Genomic DNA, 15,465 nt, shown 5'->3' with positions numbered 1-15,465 from the left:
AGCGGGCTTGCTCGCGAAGACGTCGGCTCAGCAAACATTGATGTTGACTGACCCACTGCTTTCGCGAGCAAGCCCGCTCCCACACAAGCCCGCTCCCAGATGAGCGGCCCCCTACACAGGTTACTGCGCGACAGCCACGGCCTTGGTCTTCTTGGAGCGCAACCAGTACGCCAGGAAAAGAATCCCCACCCACACCGGCATCGCATACACCGACGGGCGCATGTCCGGAATCGCCAGCATCACGCCCACGATCACCAGCATGAACGCCAGGCACAGGTAGTTGCTGAACGGGAACCAGAAGGTCTTGAACGACGGCACCACGCCTTGTTCGCCCATGGCTTTGCGGAACTTGATGTGGGTCAGGCTGATCAGCGCCCAGTTGATCATCAGCGAGGCAACCACCAGCGCAAACAACAGCACCAGGGCATCCTTGGGCGCCACGTAGTTGATCACCACGCACAGCAGCGTCACCAGGGCCGAAATGCCCAGGGCACGCAGTGGCACGCCTTGCTTGTTGAGTTTCATCAGCGTCTTGGGCGCGTCGCCTTGCTCGGCCAGGCCGAACAGCATGCGGCTGTTGCAATACACGCCGCTGTTGTACACCGACAGCGCGGCGGTCAGCACCACGAAGTTGAGGATGTGCGCAGCGGTGTCGTTACCGATCAGCGAGAAGATCTGCACGAACGGGCTGGCGCTGTAGGCATCGCCCGAGGCGCCGAGGGTTTGCAGCAGTTGATCCCATGGGTACAGCGACAGCAGCACGGTCAGTGCGCCGACGTAGAAAATCAGGATCCGGTACACCACCTGGTTGATCGCCTTGGGGATCACTTTGCGCGGCTCGCTGGCTTCGGCTGCGGTAATACCCACCAGCTCCAGGCCACCGAACGAGAACATGATGAAGGCCATGGCCATCAGCAGGCCCATGCCGCCATTGGGGAAGAAGCCGCCGTGGTCCCACAGGTTGCTGATCGACGCTTGCGGGCCGCCGGTGCCGCTGAACAGCAGGTAGCAGCCGAGCACGATCATGCCGATGATCGCCACCACCTTGATGATCGCGAACCAGAACTCGGTCTCACCGAAGAACTTCACGTTCAGGGTGTTGATCAGGTTCACCGCAATGAAGAACACCACGGCACTGACCCAGGTCGGTATTTCCGGCCACCAGAACTGGATGTACTTGCCCACGGCTGTCAGTTCGGCCATGCCCACCAGTACATACAGCACCCAGTAGTTCCAGCCGGCGAGGAAGCCGGCATACCCGCCCCAGTATTTGTGGGCGAAGTGGCTGAAGGAGCCGGCGACCGGTTCCTCGACGATCATCTCGCCCAGCTGGCGCATGATCAGGAACGCGATGAACCCGGCTATCGCATAGCCCAGGATCATCGACGGCCCCGCCGACTTCAGTACCCCGGCCGAACCGAGGAACAAACCCGTACCAATCGCCCCTCCCAGGGCAATCAGCTGAATATGCCGGTTTTTCAGGCCACGCTTGAGGCCCACCGGGTTAACCATGTCATCCGCCATTAACATTCCCTTCTACTTGTTTTTTTCAGGGTTGATCCTGCACGCCAGACCCGCCCCTCACTGCTGAGGGGTCAGATATTACTCTCGGTAAACTTTTCGTAATACAGCTGAACGCCATCAAGTGCCTGATCTTGCAGCCAGTTCTTGATGGATTCGACCATTGGAGGGGGGCCGCATACGTACATATCGGCCGAACTGTCCCGCAATTCGGCCATGTCGAAATGCTCGGTCAGATAGCCACGTTTGCCGGTCCACTGCGGCGATGGGTCGCTGAGCACTTCGGTGTAGCGAAATCCCGGGATTGATTCGGCATAGGCCTGGATGCGCTGCGCTGCGCACAAATCTTCAGCGCCACGCACGCCGTAGTACAGATGCACCGGTTGCTCGCAGCCGCGCTCGGCCAATTCGTCCAGCATCCCCAGCAGCGCCGACAACCCGGTACCGCCAGCCACCAGTACCAGCGGCTGGGTCACGTGGCGCAGATAAAACGCGCCCAGGGGGGCCTCCAGTCGCAGTTCATCGCCGACTTGGCAGCGTTCGCGGATGTAATTGCTCATCACCCCGTCCGGCAGCAGGCGGATCAGAAACTGCAAACGGTTGCCCGGACGGTTGGCAAAGGAGTACGAGCGCTGACTATCGGAGCCGGGAATCGACAGCCGGGCGTACTGGCCTGGCAGAAAATCCAGGCCCTGCTCAAGCTGCAGCGACAAAATCGCGGTGCTGGCCGACACCTGTTGCACCGCGCACACCTTGGCGCTGAGCTGCACCGGCCCTGGCGCATTGCACAGGCTTGAATCGAAATCGAAGTAAAACGCCGCGTCGGATTGCACCCGGGTCTGGCAACTGAGCATCTTGCGTTGTTGCAGGTCGCGGCTGGAAAGCGCCTCGTCGTCGACATAATCCTGGCTGTAGTCGCCGGACTCGCAGCGCCCCTGGCAGGTGCCGCAGACACCTTCGCGGCAATCGAGGGGGATCTTGATCCCGTTGCGCAGCGCCGCATCCAGCAGGATCTCGTTGGCGCCCACCGGGAAGAACAAGGTCTTGCCGTCGGCAAAACTGAAGGCCACTTTGTGATTCATCCACCGTTCTCCATGGATTGGGTAATACCTGTAGGAGCGAGCTTGCTCGCGAAAAGCGTTAACGATGGCGTGGGCATCCTGAATGCCCGCGGCGCCCTTGGGTTTTTCGCGAGCAAGCTCGCTCCTACAGTTGGGGGGGACTGTTAGAGGTGGTAGAAATCCAGCACCGAGTTGATGGTGTCGTTGAGCAGCAGCGCATGCTTGCGCGTGATCAGCCAGCTGTCGCCATGGGGCTTGAGGCTATAGGTGGCGTGGCCATAGAACTGCTCCGACATCGCCAACCGATAAAACAGCGTGTGCCAGTTCAGCCGCACCTCCAGGCAGCCGTCTGCCAGCTCGCTAATCCGCACGTTATTGATCAGGTGCAAGGTGCGCGGCATCGGCGTTGCGGAAGCCGCCTTGCCGGTGCGCAGGCGGAATACCCGGTCTTCCAGGCCCGAACGGTTGGCGTAGTAGATCAGCGACATCTCGCGCTTGGGGTCGCGGGTGTAGACGTGTTCCGAATCCCATTGCGGCAGGTGGAACTCACTCTGCGGGTCGAACAGTTGCACATAGGCATCCCAGTCCTGGGCGTCGCACAGCTCGGATTTACGGTAGAAAAACTGCTCGATCTGGTACTGCAATTGCGCGCTCATCATTTCACCTCGTGCAGTTTCAGGGCTTGGGTGTCGAGACCGTTCAGCAGGAATTTCTGCCAGTTGCGGTGCTGGTTGACATACAGCCCTTCGTGGGTGAATTCGGTACCGGTCATCGCAGGTGTAATGCCAATGGCTTCGCTGTTGGGCGTCGGCCCGGTTGCCCAGCGATGGCTGCCCCGGGAGATATCGCTCCAGCGTTCCAGGCGGCCCTGGAAACCGCGCTGGGCTTCGCGAAACTCCACCAGGTCGTCCGGGGTGCCCATGCCGGACACGTTGAAGAAGTCTTCAAACTGGCGGATACGGTTCTCGCGGTCGGCGTCAGACTCGTGCTTGACCCCCAGGCACTGGCTGATGATCTCGGTCTTGTTCCACGCCACCGGGCGGATAATGCGCAGTTGCGAGCTGATCTGGTCGAGGAAGAACAGGCTCGGGTAGACGTTCAGGTTGCGCAGGCGGTGCATCATCCATTCGGCCTTGGCCTGGCCATGCTCTTGCACCAGGCGCGGCATGATGGTGGCGTAGCCCGAGCGCACGCTGGGGTTGGGCATGTCGCTGAACAACACGCTGTGGCCGTTGTTGAAGGCAAACCAGCCGTCATCGGTATTGGCATCGCCGGCGCCGAGCTTGCTGTAGTCCAGGGTGCTGCCGGAGGCGCTGCCGTTTTCGGTGTTGACCTGCTGGCGATGCTGCACGGTGGCCACGTAGTTATAGTGCACGGTGCTGACGTGGTAGCCGTCCAGGCCGTTTTCGTTCTGCAGCTTCCAGTTGCCGTCGTAGGTGTAGGCCGACTTGCCGGGCAGCACTTCCAGCTCACCGGTGGCCGACTGCGCGACCATCATGTCGAAGAACACTTTGGCGTCGCCGAGGAAGTCTTGCAGGCTGTCGGTGCCCTGCACGTCGAGGCTGATAAACACAAAGCCCTTGTAGCTCTCGATGCGCGCCTTCTTCAGGCCGCGGGTGGCCTTGTCGAAACTTTCCGGGTATTCCCCCGGCGCCTTGACCTTCACCAGGCGACCATCGCTCTTGTAGCACCAGGCGTGGAACGGGCAGGTGAAGGTGGACTGATTGCCCTTGCCGACGCGGGTCAAGGTGGTGCCGCGATGCTGGCAGGCGTTGATCAGGGCATTGAGCTGGCCTTCACCGTCGCGGGTGATGATCATCGGCTGGCGCCCGGCGCGCAGGGTCACGAAGTCATGATTGTTGGCCAGTTCGCTTTCGTGGCAGGCGTAGATCCAGTTTTTCTCGAAGATCAGTTCCATCTCCAGGTCGAACAGTTCGGGCTCGGTGAACATGTCGCGGGCGATGCGGAACACTTCGTCTGCCGGGCGAAAATCCAGGCAGCTTTCGATAAAGGTTTTCCACTGCTCGACGCTTCTTGCACCACTCATGGGAGGCACCTTTTTGTTGGGTGGCTAATCGGTGGTCCATTAGAGGCGGGCAGGAGGGCGGCCAGCTATCCGCTTAGTCGGGGAAGATGGGCCGCATAGTTGGGGAGCAAGTACCCACTTGGGTGCAACGACGCAGGGGAATGCGCTACTGTCTTGCCAGGCATTTGTCGCAAAAGCCGGCTTCTTATCCACATAGTCGGCGCTTGCTATCCACCCAGTGGGCAAGTGCCTGGCGTGGCGCAGAACTTGCCTTGATCCACCGGACGCGCCGTCAGAGCGCGCTGGCCACAACCGCCGTGAGTGCAACCTGATGAGTAGCCATACACGCGATATCCGTATTGAACGTTTCGACCTTGAAGGCGCCCGCAGCTGGATGTCCGGCATCTGCGGGCCCCATCGGCTGGAAACCACCACCCCGGAACGCCTGCGATTCCACCACAGTGCCAACGTGTTCAAGTCCCGCGCCACTACGCTGGGGGTGATCGAATACGGCACCGACGTGACCATTGATATCGAAGACGCCGAACACTTCAGCAGCTACAGCCTGAGCCTGCCGCTGGTGGGCGAGCAGGAGTTGAGCAAGGGTGGCCAGCGCCTGAGCTCCAACCGCGACCAGGGCGTGATCATCTCGCCCAATGAACACCAGGTGCTGGCGATCTCCGGCGATTGCCGCAAGCTGCAAGTGGTGATTACCCGCGCGGCAATGAGCGAAACCCTGGAGGGCCTGCTGCAGCGCCCGATTGATGCGCCGTTGCGCTTTGAGTCGGTGATGGATGCGGTGCAGGGCGCACCGGCGGCGTGGTGGCGCATGGCGCGGCACTTCATCGCGGAGCTGGAACACAGCAGCGAACTGTATGACCAGGCCGCCTTTACCCGTGACCTGGAAAGCTCGCTGATCAAGGGCCTGATCCTGGCCCAGCCGAACAACTACTCCGAAGAATTGCGCGACGTGCTGGGGGTCAAGTTGCCCCACTACCTGATCCGCGCCCGCCAGTACATCCACGACAACGCCCGCGAAGCGCTGCACCTGGAAGACCTGGAGGCGGCCACCGGCGTATCGCGGTTCAAGCTGTTCGATGCGTTTCGCAAATACTTCGCCCTGTCGCCCATGGCGTATTTGAAAAAGTACCGCCTGAGCGCAGTGCGCCAGGAAATTCTTGAACACGGGGCCACCCGCACCATCTCCGAGATCGCCCTGGGCTGGGGCTTTACCCACCTGGGAAGGTTCTCGGCGGAGTACCGCAAACTCTTCGACGAATCCCCCAGCCAGACGCTGCAACGCAACGATGCGCGGCGCATGCGCGGTGCCTGAACACACCGCAGATCAAAATGTGGGGGCTGGTGTTTGGGAGATTTCAGATCAACTCTTCAACCAATTGCAGGCAATGGCTGAGTCCCGGCGACTGGTCATTAATCCGCCGGCTGAGAATGATCGGCGAAGTCGCCGTGGCCTCGACAATCGGCGTATAGCCGATATCCGCCCGATGCAGCATCTGCACCGAGGCCGGCACCAGCGTCACGCCCATGCCCGCGCCGACCAGGCCGATGGCGGTCTGCAATTCATTGGTCCATTGCGCCACCTTGATCGCCAAGCCATGGGTGTCGAACAGTGCGATCACATGGTCGGCATAACTGGGGCGTGGGTTGCCGGGGTAGAGCACCAGTGGCTCGGCGGCCAGTTGCGCGAGCGTTACCGGCGCGCCCAGCAGCGGGTGCCCGGCGGGCAACACCGCCACCAGCCGATCCTCTACCAGCACGCGCTGGACGATGGCCGGGTCATCAATGCGAATCCGCCCGAAACCCACATCGATACGCCCGGCCTTGAGCGCTTCGACCTGTTGCAGGGTGGTCATCTCCGCCAGCCCCAGCTCCAGCTCCAGCGCGTCATGGCTGCGCAGGCGGCGAATCAGCTCCGGCAGTACGCCATACAGGGTCGAGGGGGCAAAACCGATGCCCAGCCAGGTCTTCTGCCCCAGGCCAATGCGCCGCGTGTTATCGCAGGTCTTGGCCAGTTGCTCCAACAGCACATTGGCGTGTTCATAGAAGTACCGCCCGGCTTCGGTCAGCCGCAGTGGCCGGCCACGCTCCAGCAGGACCACGCCCAATTCATCCTCCAATTGCTGGATCTGCCGGCTCAACGGCGGCTGGGCAATGTGCAGGCGTTCGGCAGCACGGGTGAAGTTCAGGGTTTCCCCCAACACCTGGAAGTAACGCAGGTGGCGCAGTTCCATACGGATTCCTCTCATACCTTGAGGGTATTGTTCGAGACCAATTCTATATTGGAAGCCAACAACAATGGGCGACAGAATCAGGCCAGACCTATAAAGAACCCAACGGGTATTGCCATGCCGATTTGTGCCATCGAGTCGATCGAGACCATCATCGTCGATCTCCCCACCATCCGCCCGCACAAGCTGGCGATGCACACCATGCAGAACCAGACCCTGGTGATCATTCGCGTGCGTTGCGCCGACGGCATCGAAGGGATTGGCGAGTCCACCACCATCGGTGGCTTGAGCTACGGCAACGAAAGCCCCGACAGCATCAAGACCAATATCGACCAACACTTTGCGCCGCTGTTGATTGGCCAGGACGCCAGCAACATCAATGCGGCCATGTTGCGCCTGGAGCGCAGCATCCGTGGCAACACCTTTGCCAAGTCCGGTATCGAAAGCGCCTTGCTCGATGCCCTCGGCAAGCGCCTGGGGCTGCCCGTCAGCGAACTGCTCGGCGGCCGCGTGCGCGATGCCTTGCCGGTGGCGTGGACCCTGGCCAGCGGCAACACCGCAAAAGACATCGAAGAAGCCGAGAAGATGCTCGACCTGCGCCGCCACCGGATCTTCAAGTTGAAGATCGGCGCCGGGGAAGTCAGCCAGGACCTGGCCCACGTGATCGCGATCAAAAAGGCCCTGGGCGAGCGCGCCAGCGTGCGGGTCGATGTCAATCAGGCCTGGGACGAAGCCGTGGCCCTGCGTGCCTGCAAGGTGCTGGGCGACAACGGTATCGATCTGATCGAGCAGCCGATCTCGCGCAATAACCGTGGCGGCATGGCCCGGCTCAACCTGTCGAGCCCGGCACCGATCATGGCGGACGAATCCATCGAGTGTGTCGAAGATGCCTTCAACCTGGCCCGCGAAGGTGCGGCCTCGGTGTTCGCGCTGAAGATCGCGAAAAACGGCGGCCCGCGCGCGGTATTGCGCACGGCGGCGATTGCCGAGGCGGCAGGTATTGGCCTGTATGGCGGCACCATGCTCGAAGGCGGGGTCGGCACCCTGGCGTCGGCCCATGCGTTTCTCACTTTGAACAAACTGGCCTGGGACACCGAGCTGTTCGGGCCGCTGCTGCTCACCGAGGACATCCTCACCGAGCCGCTGCTGTATCGCGATTTCCACCTGCATGTCTCGACCGCCCCGGGTTTGGGCCTGGCCATTGATGAGGAGCGCCTGGCGTTCTTCCGTCGCGACAAACATTAAGAGGACGCCTGCGATGTTGTTCCACGTAAAAATGACCGTCAACCTGCCCGTCGATATGAACCCCGAGCGCGCGGCGGCCCTCAAGGCCGACGAAAAGGCCCTGGCCCAACGCCTGCAAGCGCAGGGTAAATGGCGCCACCTGTGGCGTATCGCCGGGCTGTACGCCAACTACAGCGTGTTCGATGTCGACAGCGTGCAGGAACTGCATGACCTGCTGATGCAACTGCCGCTCTATCCCTACATGGCCATCGAAGTGAATGCCCTTTGCCGGCATCCGTCGTCGATCCGTGAGGATGATCGCTGAGCCTGTCTAGCCACCTAATAATTACAAGATGAGGATTGCACCATGTCCATTCGACTGTCCCAGACTGCCCACGCCCAACGCTTCCTCGAAGAAGCCAGCGGCAACCTCAATGACGCCGGCAACCCACGGGCCAAGGCGCTGATCTACCGGATCCTGCGCGATACGGTGAACATCATCGAAGACTTGGAAGTGACCCCGGAAGAGTTCTGGAAGGCGGTCAACTACCTCAACGAGCTGGGCAAGAACCAGGAAGCCGGGTTGCTGGCCGCAGGCCTGGGCCTGGAGCATTACCTGGATATGTTGATGGACGCGGCCGACGAGGAAGCCGGCAAGTCCGGCGGTACCCCGCGCACCATCGAAGGGCCGTTGTATGTGGCCGGCGCGCCGCTGTCCAAGTACGAGGCGCGACTTGACGATGGCCTGGATGCGGCCGTGCCGCTGTTCATGCGCGGGCAGGTGCGCGATGTCGATGGCAAGCCATTGGTCGGGGCGATTGTGGATGTGTGGCAGGCCAATACCGGCGGCACTTACTCCTGGTTCGACCCGACGCAATCGGAGTTCAACCTGCGTCGTCGGATCGAGACCGATGCCCAGGGCAACTACCGCTTTCGCAGCATCGTCCCGTCCGGCTACGGCTGCCCACCGACCGGCCCGACCCAGCAGTTGCTCGATCAACTGGGGCGTCACGGCCAGCGGCCGGCGCATATCCACTTCTTCATCTCGGCACCGGGGCATCGGCACCTGACCACGCAGATCAACCTGTCGGATGATCCGTACCTGCATGATGACTTTGCCTATGCCACGCGGGATGAGTTGATTGCCGAGATTCGTTTCAGCGAGGATCAACAGCTGGCGCGCGAATTTGGCGTGGAAGGCAAGTTTGCGCAGATCGACTTTGACTTCGAGTTGCAGCCAGCGGTGGCATCGGTCGAGCAAAAACGCATGCAACGCGTACGCGCCCTCGAAGACTGAATGCAGTAAAAAAATGTGGGAGCGGCGGTGGAGCTGGTTATTTGCGTACGACCAGATCCAGCACCTCATCCCGATCCTTGATCTTCTGCAGCACGATCTCCGACCGAATATCCATCACCCCCGCCGTGCGGTTCAGGTGGTTCACGATAAAGTCGGAGAAGTGCTTGAGGTTGCGCGCCTGCACCCGCAGCACATAGTTGCTGGCGCCGGTGATCACATAGGCGCTGGCCACTTCCGGCCAGCCCTGGACCTTCTTGATAAACGTCTCGTGCCAATCCTCCACATCCTGGCGTAGCGACAGGTGGACGATGGCCTCCAGCTCGATGCCCAACTGCTCGGCATTGAGCACCGCGCGATAACCGCTGATCACCCCCTCACTCTCCAGCAGGCGCAAACGGCGCAGGCAGGCGGATGGCGACAGGGCGACTTTCTCCGCCAGTTCCTGGTTGCTGATACGGCCATCCTGTTGCAGGAAATGCAGGAGGCGCAGGTCGGTGGCGTCGAGAATCATGCTTAGAATTAATCCGCGTATTTGGAGGTTAAATTCGAATTTCCTACAGCTTATTAAGCCAGTTGTAGCGCACTTTGCACGAAAATTCTGCAAATCTTCGTTCATTATTTGGTCCATCGTCACCTATAAAAACAGGACTTTCCATGACCAGCCGAAACCATTGCCAGACCCTCGACGCCCAGGACCCGCTGGCGCCATTGCGCGATCAATTCGCCCTGCCGGAAGGCGTGATCTACCTTGACGGCAACTCCCTTGGGGCGCGTCCGGTGGCGGCGCTGGAGCGGGCGCAAGCGGTGATCGCCGAGGAGTGGGGCAATGGTTTGATCCGCAGCTGGAACAGTGCCGGCTGGGCCGACCTGTCCCAGCGCCTGGGCAATCGCCTGGCGCCGCTGATTGGCGCGGGCGAGGCTGAAGTGGTGATTACCGATACCACCTCGATCAACCTGTTCAAGGTGCTCAGCGCCGCCTTGACCGTGCAGCGTCAACGCCAGCCGCAGCGCAAAGTGATTGTCAGTGAGGCGAGCAACTTCCCCACCGACCTATACATCGCCGAAGGCTTGGCCGCGCTGCTGCAACAGGGCTACTCCCTGCGCCTGGTGAACAGCCCCGAGGAACTGCCGCAAGCCATCGACCAGGACACGGCGGTGGTGATGATCACCCACGTCAACTATAAGACCGGCTACATGCATGACATGCAGGCGCTGACCGCCCTGAGCCATGAATGCGGCGCGCTGGCAATCTGGGACCTGGCGCATTCGGCGGGCGCAGTGCCGATCGACCTGCACCAGGCCGGCGCCGACTACGCCATTGGCTGCACCTATAAATACCTCAACGGCGGCCCGGGCTCCCAGGCGTTTGTCTGGGTCAACCCGGCGCTGGTGGAGTTGGTGACACAGCCGCTGTCGGGCTGGTTCGGCCATAGCCGCCAGTTCGCCATGGAGTCCAACTACGTGGCGGGCAAGGGCATCACCCGCTACCTGTGCGGCACCCAGCCGATCACCTCGCTGGCGATGGTCGAGTGCGGCCTGGATATCTTCGCCCAGACCGACATGGCCAGCCTACGCCGCAAATCCCTGGCGCTGACCGACCTGTTCATCGAGCTGGTGCAAAGCCGCTGCGCCGCCCATGAATTGACCCTGATTACCCCGCTCGACCATGCCAAGCGTGGCAGTCATGTCAGCTTTGAACACCCGCAAGGCTACGCCATCGTCCAGGCCCTGATTGCCCGTGGCGTGATTGGTGATTACCGCGAGCCGAAGATCATGCGTTTTGGCTTTACCCCGCTGTACACCAGCTTCACCGAGGTGTGGGATGCGGTGCAAATCCTTGGCGAAATCCTCGACGGCAACACCTGGGACCAACCGCAATTCAAAGTGCGCCACAGCGTCACCTAAGAACACCACAAAACCCATGTAGGAGCTGGCTTGCCAGCGATGCAGGCACCTCGGTATGTCAGTGATACCGAGGCGATTTCATCGCAGGCAAGCCAGCTCCCACAGGTGCTTGGTCAGCAGTAACCATCACAATAATAAAGGGGCACGCCACGTGACCACGCCAGACAACGGCTTTGCAGCAATCACCAATCGCGAACTGGGCCTGCGGCGCCAGCTCACTTCCGGGCAGATGAGCATGATCGCCATCGGTGGCGCCATCGGCACCGGGTTGTTCATGGGCAGCGCCTACGCCATCGGTTATGCCGGGCCCAGCGTGCTGGTCAGCTACGCCATCGGCGCGTTGATTACCTTGTTGTTGATGGGCTGCCTGGCGGAGATGACGGTGGCTCATTCCACCTCTGGCTCCTTTGGTGCCTACGCCGAGTTCTATGTCAGCCCATTGGCCGGGTTCCTGGTGCGTTATGCCTACTGGGCGGCGATTGTGCTGGCGGTGGGCGCCGAAGTCACGGCGGTGGCGATGTACATGAAGTACTGGTTCGCCAACGTGCCGGAATGGGTGTGGATCGTCTCGTTCTCCAGCGTGCTGATCGTGCTCAACGCCATCAGCGTGAAGACGTTCGGTAACTTCGAGTACTGGTTCTCGACGATCAAGATCAGCGCCATCGTCGGCTTCATCATCCTCGCGGTGTATGTGGTGTTCGGCTCCGGCAACCCGGATTACGGGGTGCAGAACTACACGGCCCACGGCGGGTTTTTCCCCAATGGCCTGAGCGGTATGTGGATTGCCGTGATCGTGTCGATCTTCAGCTACTTGAGCGTGGAGATGATCGCGGTGGCGGCGGGTGAAGCCGCCGACCCGGAACAGGCGGTGAAAAAAGCCTTCCGCGCCACGATTGTGCGGCTGGTGGTGTTCTACCTGCTGACCCTGGCGCTGATGCTGGCCATCGTGCCGTGGAACCAGGCCGGGCAGAGCCAGAGCCCGTTTGTCACGGTGATGCAGACCATCGGCATTCCCGGCGCCACCGGGGTGATGAACTTTGTGATCCTGATTGCCGCGTTGTCGGCGATGAACAGTCAGCTCTACATCACCACGCGCATGATGTTCAGCCTGTCCCGCGCCGGTTTTGCACCAAAATCCATGGGCGCCCTGAGCAAAAGCGGGATCCCGCTCAATGCCCTGCTGCTGTCCAGCTCGGGCATCGCCCTGGCGACCCTGCTCAATGTGGTGTACCCGGAAAGCTCCTTCACCCTGATGATGGCCATCTCGATGTTTGGCGCGATCTTCACCTGGTTCATGATCTTCCTCACGCACCTGTTCTTCCGCCGTTACCGCAAACGTCACGGCGGGCCGAAGTTGTCGTTCCAACTGCGGCTGTTCCCCTACAGCACGCTGTTGGGGCTGGTGCTGATGGGCGCGGTGATGATCACCACGTTCTTCACCGAGGCGTTCAAGATGACCCTGGTGTTCGGCGTGCCGTTCCTGTTGATCCTGTCGACGGTGTATTACGTGTTCTTTCGCAAGCGCCGCCCAACTCCTGTAGGCGCGAGCGTGCTCGCGAAAAACCCGAGCGCGCCACGTTAAACCTGCAAGCCCGCGTTATCGTTGACGACCTTCGCGGGCAAGCCCGCTCCTACCGTGAGTGCGTTCAGCAGGGCAGTGGCATAACCCGGCAACTGCTCGAACGACCGTGCGCACAACAGCAGTTTGCGACAGGCCCAGTCCTCCGTCAGGGGTTGGGCCTGCAATTGCTGGGCGTGGGGCCAGCGCTGCAACGCCGCCTGCGGCACAATCCCCAGCCCTGCGCCACGGGCGACCATGCGCATCACCCCATCAAACCCGTCGGCGCGCACCCGTGTCTGCAAGCGAAAACCTGAGTGCAGCGCCTGTTCTTCCAGGTACACCGCCAACGCGCTATTGGCGGCCAATCCCACATAGTCGTGGAGCAAACTGTCGATAAAACTCACCGGGCCCGCCGCCAGCGGATGACCTGTGGGCATGATCAGCACCAGCGGGTCATCGCGAAACGGCCGGGTCTGCAAGCCGTGGGTGTCCACCGCATCGGAAATGATCCCCAGGTCTGCTGCGCCCTGGCGCAAGGCGTGGGTGATGCGCAGGCTGGGCAGTTCCTGCAGGTCGATATCGAGGTTGGGATGGGTGCAGAGAAAATCCGCCAACAACTCCGGCAGGTATTCACTGAGGGCTGTGGTGTTGCACAGCAGGCGCACCTGGCCTTTGACGCCGTTGGCGTATTCGGCCAGCTCTTGTTGCAGGCGCTCGGCCTGTTGCAACAACAGCCGGGCATGACGGGCCAGGGCGTTGCCAGCGGCGGTCGGGGTCACGCCGCGCCGGCCGCGTTCCAGGAATGCGACGCCTGCCGAGGCTTCCATCGCCCGGATGCGCGCACTGGCGGCGGCCAGGGACAAATGGCTGCGGGCGGCGCCGGCGGTGATATTGCCGGTGTCGAGGATGTGCAGGTAGAGGCGCAGGTCGATCAGGTCAAAGTGCATGGCTGGGAATCCCGGGTGCCTGGAAGGGCCTCATCGCAGGCAAGCCCACATTTTGATTTGTGAATACCTTCAAATGTGGGAGCTGGCTTGCCTGCGATAGCGTTCTCAGCCTCACACAAAACAAGAGGCTGCCTCAGTATATGGCGAATTTCCAACCCCACGCCAACCCCGCACAATCCCCCCATGACGACCTTTCTCGCGTTCTACCAAAACCTCGGCCCAGCCTTGACGTTGCTGGTGATCGGCACCTTCCTGCTGGCCGGCACCGTCAAGGGTGTGATCGGCCTGGGCCTGCCCACCGTCGCCATGGGCCTGCTCGGCCTGGCTATGTTGCCGGCGCAGGCTGCGGCCCTGCTGATCATTCCCTCGACCATCAGCAATCTCTGGCAACTGGCCTTCGGTGGGCACTTGGGCGCATTGAGCAAACGCCTGTGGCCCATGCTCCTGCTGATTTTCCTCGGCACCGGGCTCGGTTCGCTGTGGTTGGGCATGGACGGTGGTGCATGGGTGGTGCGGGCATTGGGCGGGGCATTGCTGGTGTATGCCCTGTGCGGTTTGTTTCTACCGGCGTTCAGCGTGCCTGCGGCCGCCGAGCGTTGGCTGGGCCCGGTGTGTGGCCTGCTGACAGGGATCATCACCTCGGCCACCGGCGTCTTCGTGATCCCGGCCGTGCCCTACCTGCAAGCACTGGGCTTGAGCCGTGACCAACTGGTGCAGGCGCTGGGCCTGTCCTTCACCGTCTCCACCCTGGCCCTGGCGGCTGGGCTGCTCTGGCGCGGTAACCTCGGTGCTGGCGAACTCAATGCCTCGCTGTTGGCGCTGGTGCCGGCGCTGCTGGGCATGTGGCTGGGGCAAAAGCTGCGCCAGCGCATCAGTGCCGTGCTGTTCAAGCGCGTGTTCTTCATCGGCATGGCGGCCTTGGGTGGGCATCTGTTGATGCGTGGTTGAAGCAATAATCAAATAGCTATTCGTGCGTTTAAGTCAAAAGCGTTTTGCCGATCCACGGCTTATTCACCCGAGGGGTTGCCGGTAGCCTGCGCTCATACATTTTCAGCCTTCAGGTTAACCCCCCATGAAAAAAGTTCTGTTGCTCAACGGTGGTAAAAAATTCGCCCACTCTGACGGTCGCTACAACAACACCCTGCACGACGCCGCCCTGGCCGTGCTGGACCGTGGTGGTATCGACGTGAAAGTCACCCATATCGACGCCGGCTATGACGTCGCTGAAGAAGTCGCCAAGTTCCTCTGGGCCGACGTGATCATCTACCAGATGCCCGGCTGGTGGATGGGCGCACCGTGGATCGTCAAGAAGTACATCGACGAGGTGTTCACCGAAGGCCACGGCAGCCTGTACGCCAGCGATGGCCGCACCCGTTTCGATGCGTCGCAGAAATACGGCAGCGGCGGCCTGATCCAGGGCAAGCAATACATGTTGTCGCTGACCTGGAACGCGCCGCAGGCGGCCTTCGACGATCCGAGCGATTTCTTCGAAGCCAAGGGTGTGGATGCGGTGTACTTCCCGTTCCACAAGGCCAACCAGTTTCTCGGCATGAGTGGCCTGCCGACGTTCCTCTGTGTGGACGTGATGAAACGCCCATCCATCGAAGCCGATGTGCTGCGCTACGAGCAGCATCTGGCCCAGGTGTTTAACCTGGCGCTGTAATACGGCTAGTA

At 61.3% G+C, this 15,465-nt stretch carries 15 protein-coding genes; 8 read left to right on the top strand and 7 right to left on the bottom strand.

Annotation, left to right across the window (positions count from 1 at the left end; translation table 11 throughout):
• Positions 1–120: 120 nt before the first annotated feature.
• The 4 genes from FJD34_RS24300 to antA all read right to left on the bottom strand — a co-directional run bounded on the left by FJD34_RS24300 (position 121) and on the right by antA (position 4,629).
• The gene (locus FJD34_RS24300) at positions 121–1,524 is read right to left on the bottom strand and encodes an amino acid permease (RefSeq protein WP_090292908.1); all 1,404 of its coding nucleotides are present in this window, start codon (positions 1,522–1,524) and stop codon (positions 121–123) included.
• 71 nt (positions 1,525–1,595) lie between these two features.
• Positions 1,596–2,603: an anthranilate 1,2-dioxygenase electron transfer component AntC gene (gene antC, locus FJD34_RS24295; protein ID WP_090292910.1), complete on the bottom strand. Its 1,008-nt coding sequence runs from the start codon at positions 2,601–2,603 to the stop codon at positions 1,596–1,598.
• Between the two features lie 143 nt (positions 2,604–2,746).
• The gene (gene antB, locus FJD34_RS24290) at positions 2,747–3,238 is read right to left on the bottom strand and encodes an anthranilate 1,2-dioxygenase small subunit (RefSeq protein ID WP_065942971.1); all 492 of its coding nucleotides are present in this window, start codon (positions 3,236–3,238) and stop codon (positions 2,747–2,749) included.
• Positions 3,238–4,629: an anthranilate 1,2-dioxygenase large subunit gene (gene antA, locus FJD34_RS24285; protein WP_090292912.1), complete on the bottom strand. Its 1,392-nt coding sequence runs from the start codon at positions 4,627–4,629 to the stop codon at positions 3,238–3,240. Before antA ends, antB begins: the two co-directional genes overlap by 1 nt.
• Positions 4,630–4,939: 310 nt before the next feature.
• Between antA and FJD34_RS24280 the strand changes: the two genes are divergently transcribed.
• Positions 4,940–5,941, top strand: coding sequence for an AraC family transcriptional regulator (locus FJD34_RS24280; protein WP_090292913.1), 1,002 nt, complete (start codon positions 4,940–4,942; stop codon positions 5,939–5,941).
• A 43-nt stretch (positions 5,942–5,984) separates the two neighbouring features.
• Here FJD34_RS24280 and FJD34_RS24275 read toward each other — a convergent pair whose 3' ends face one another.
• Positions 5,985–6,860, bottom strand: coding sequence for a LysR family transcriptional regulator (locus tag FJD34_RS24275; protein ID WP_032862819.1), 876 nt, complete (start codon positions 6,858–6,860; stop codon positions 5,985–5,987).
• A gap of 114 nt (positions 6,861–6,974) precedes the next feature.
• Here FJD34_RS24275 and FJD34_RS24270 point away from each other — a divergent pair, with 114 nt between their 5' ends.
• From FJD34_RS24270 to catA, 3 genes are read left to right on the top strand one after another with little or no spacing between them, the layout of a single operon-like run.
• Positions 6,975–8,102: a muconate cycloisomerase family protein gene (locus FJD34_RS24270; protein ID WP_032862820.1), complete on the top strand. Its 1,128-nt coding sequence runs from the start codon at positions 6,975–6,977 to the stop codon at positions 8,100–8,102.
• Positions 8,103–8,115: 13 nt separating this feature from the next.
• Positions 8,116–8,406, top strand: coding sequence for a muconolactone Delta-isomerase (gene catC / locus FJD34_RS24265; protein WP_032862821.1), 291 nt, complete (start codon positions 8,116–8,118; stop codon positions 8,404–8,406).
• Positions 8,407–8,448: 42 nt separating this feature from the next.
• Positions 8,449–9,378 carry a catechol 1,2-dioxygenase gene (gene catA, locus FJD34_RS24260; RefSeq protein ID WP_090292915.1) on the top strand — a complete coding sequence of 310 codons (930 nt, stop codon included), beginning with the start codon at positions 8,449–8,451 and terminating at the stop codon, positions 9,376–9,378.
• A 37-nt stretch (positions 9,379–9,415) separates the two neighbouring features.
• Here the strand turns inward: catA and FJD34_RS24255 are convergent, their stop codons facing one another.
• Positions 9,416–9,889, bottom strand: a complete 474-nt coding sequence (locus tag FJD34_RS24255) for an Lrp/AsnC family transcriptional regulator (protein WP_017531067.1) — start codon at positions 9,887–9,889, stop codon at positions 9,416–9,418.
• 143 nt (positions 9,890–10,032) lie between these two features.
• Here FJD34_RS24255 and kynU point away from each other — a divergent pair, with 143 nt between their 5' ends.
• Positions 10,033–11,283, top strand: coding sequence for a kynureninase (gene kynU / locus FJD34_RS24250; protein ID WP_090292916.1), 1,251 nt, complete (start codon positions 10,033–10,035; stop codon positions 11,281–11,283).
• 151 nt (positions 11,284–11,434) lie between these two features.
• Positions 11,435–12,865, top strand: a complete 1,431-nt coding sequence (locus FJD34_RS24245) for an amino acid permease (RefSeq protein WP_032862826.1) — start codon at positions 11,435–11,437, stop codon at positions 12,863–12,865.
• On the opposite strand, the gene FJD34_RS24240 is transcribed toward FJD34_RS24245, so the two are convergent.
• Positions 12,862–13,791 carry a LysR substrate-binding domain-containing protein gene (locus FJD34_RS24240; protein WP_050593435.1) on the bottom strand — a complete coding sequence of 310 codons (930 nt, stop codon included), beginning with the start codon at positions 13,789–13,791 and terminating at the stop codon, positions 12,862–12,864. The two genes, FJD34_RS24245 and FJD34_RS24240, sit on opposite strands and share 4 nt — an antisense overlap.
• Positions 13,792–13,974: 183 nt before the next feature.
• On the opposite strand from FJD34_RS24240, the gene FJD34_RS24235 reads away from it, so the two are divergent.
• Together FJD34_RS24235 and FJD34_RS24230 are read left to right on the top strand one after the other, a co-directional pair.
• Positions 13,975–14,739, top strand: coding sequence for a sulfite exporter TauE/SafE family protein (locus tag FJD34_RS24235; RefSeq protein ID WP_065942964.1), 765 nt, complete (start codon positions 13,975–13,977; stop codon positions 14,737–14,739).
• A gap of 124 nt (positions 14,740–14,863) precedes the next feature.
• A complete protein-coding gene (locus tag FJD34_RS24230; RefSeq protein WP_090292918.1) occupies positions 14,864–15,454 on the top strand; it encodes an NAD(P)H-dependent oxidoreductase in 591 nt (196 codons plus the stop codon).
• The last annotated feature ends 11 nt before the right edge of the window (positions 15,455–15,465 follow it).

Source organism: Pseudomonas brenneri, assembly GCF_007858285.1.
Lineage (GTDB): Bacteria > Pseudomonadota > Gammaproteobacteria > Pseudomonadales > Pseudomonadaceae > Aquipseudomonas > Aquipseudomonas brenneri.
This window is presented reverse-complemented; position numbering and strand designations above follow the sequence as displayed.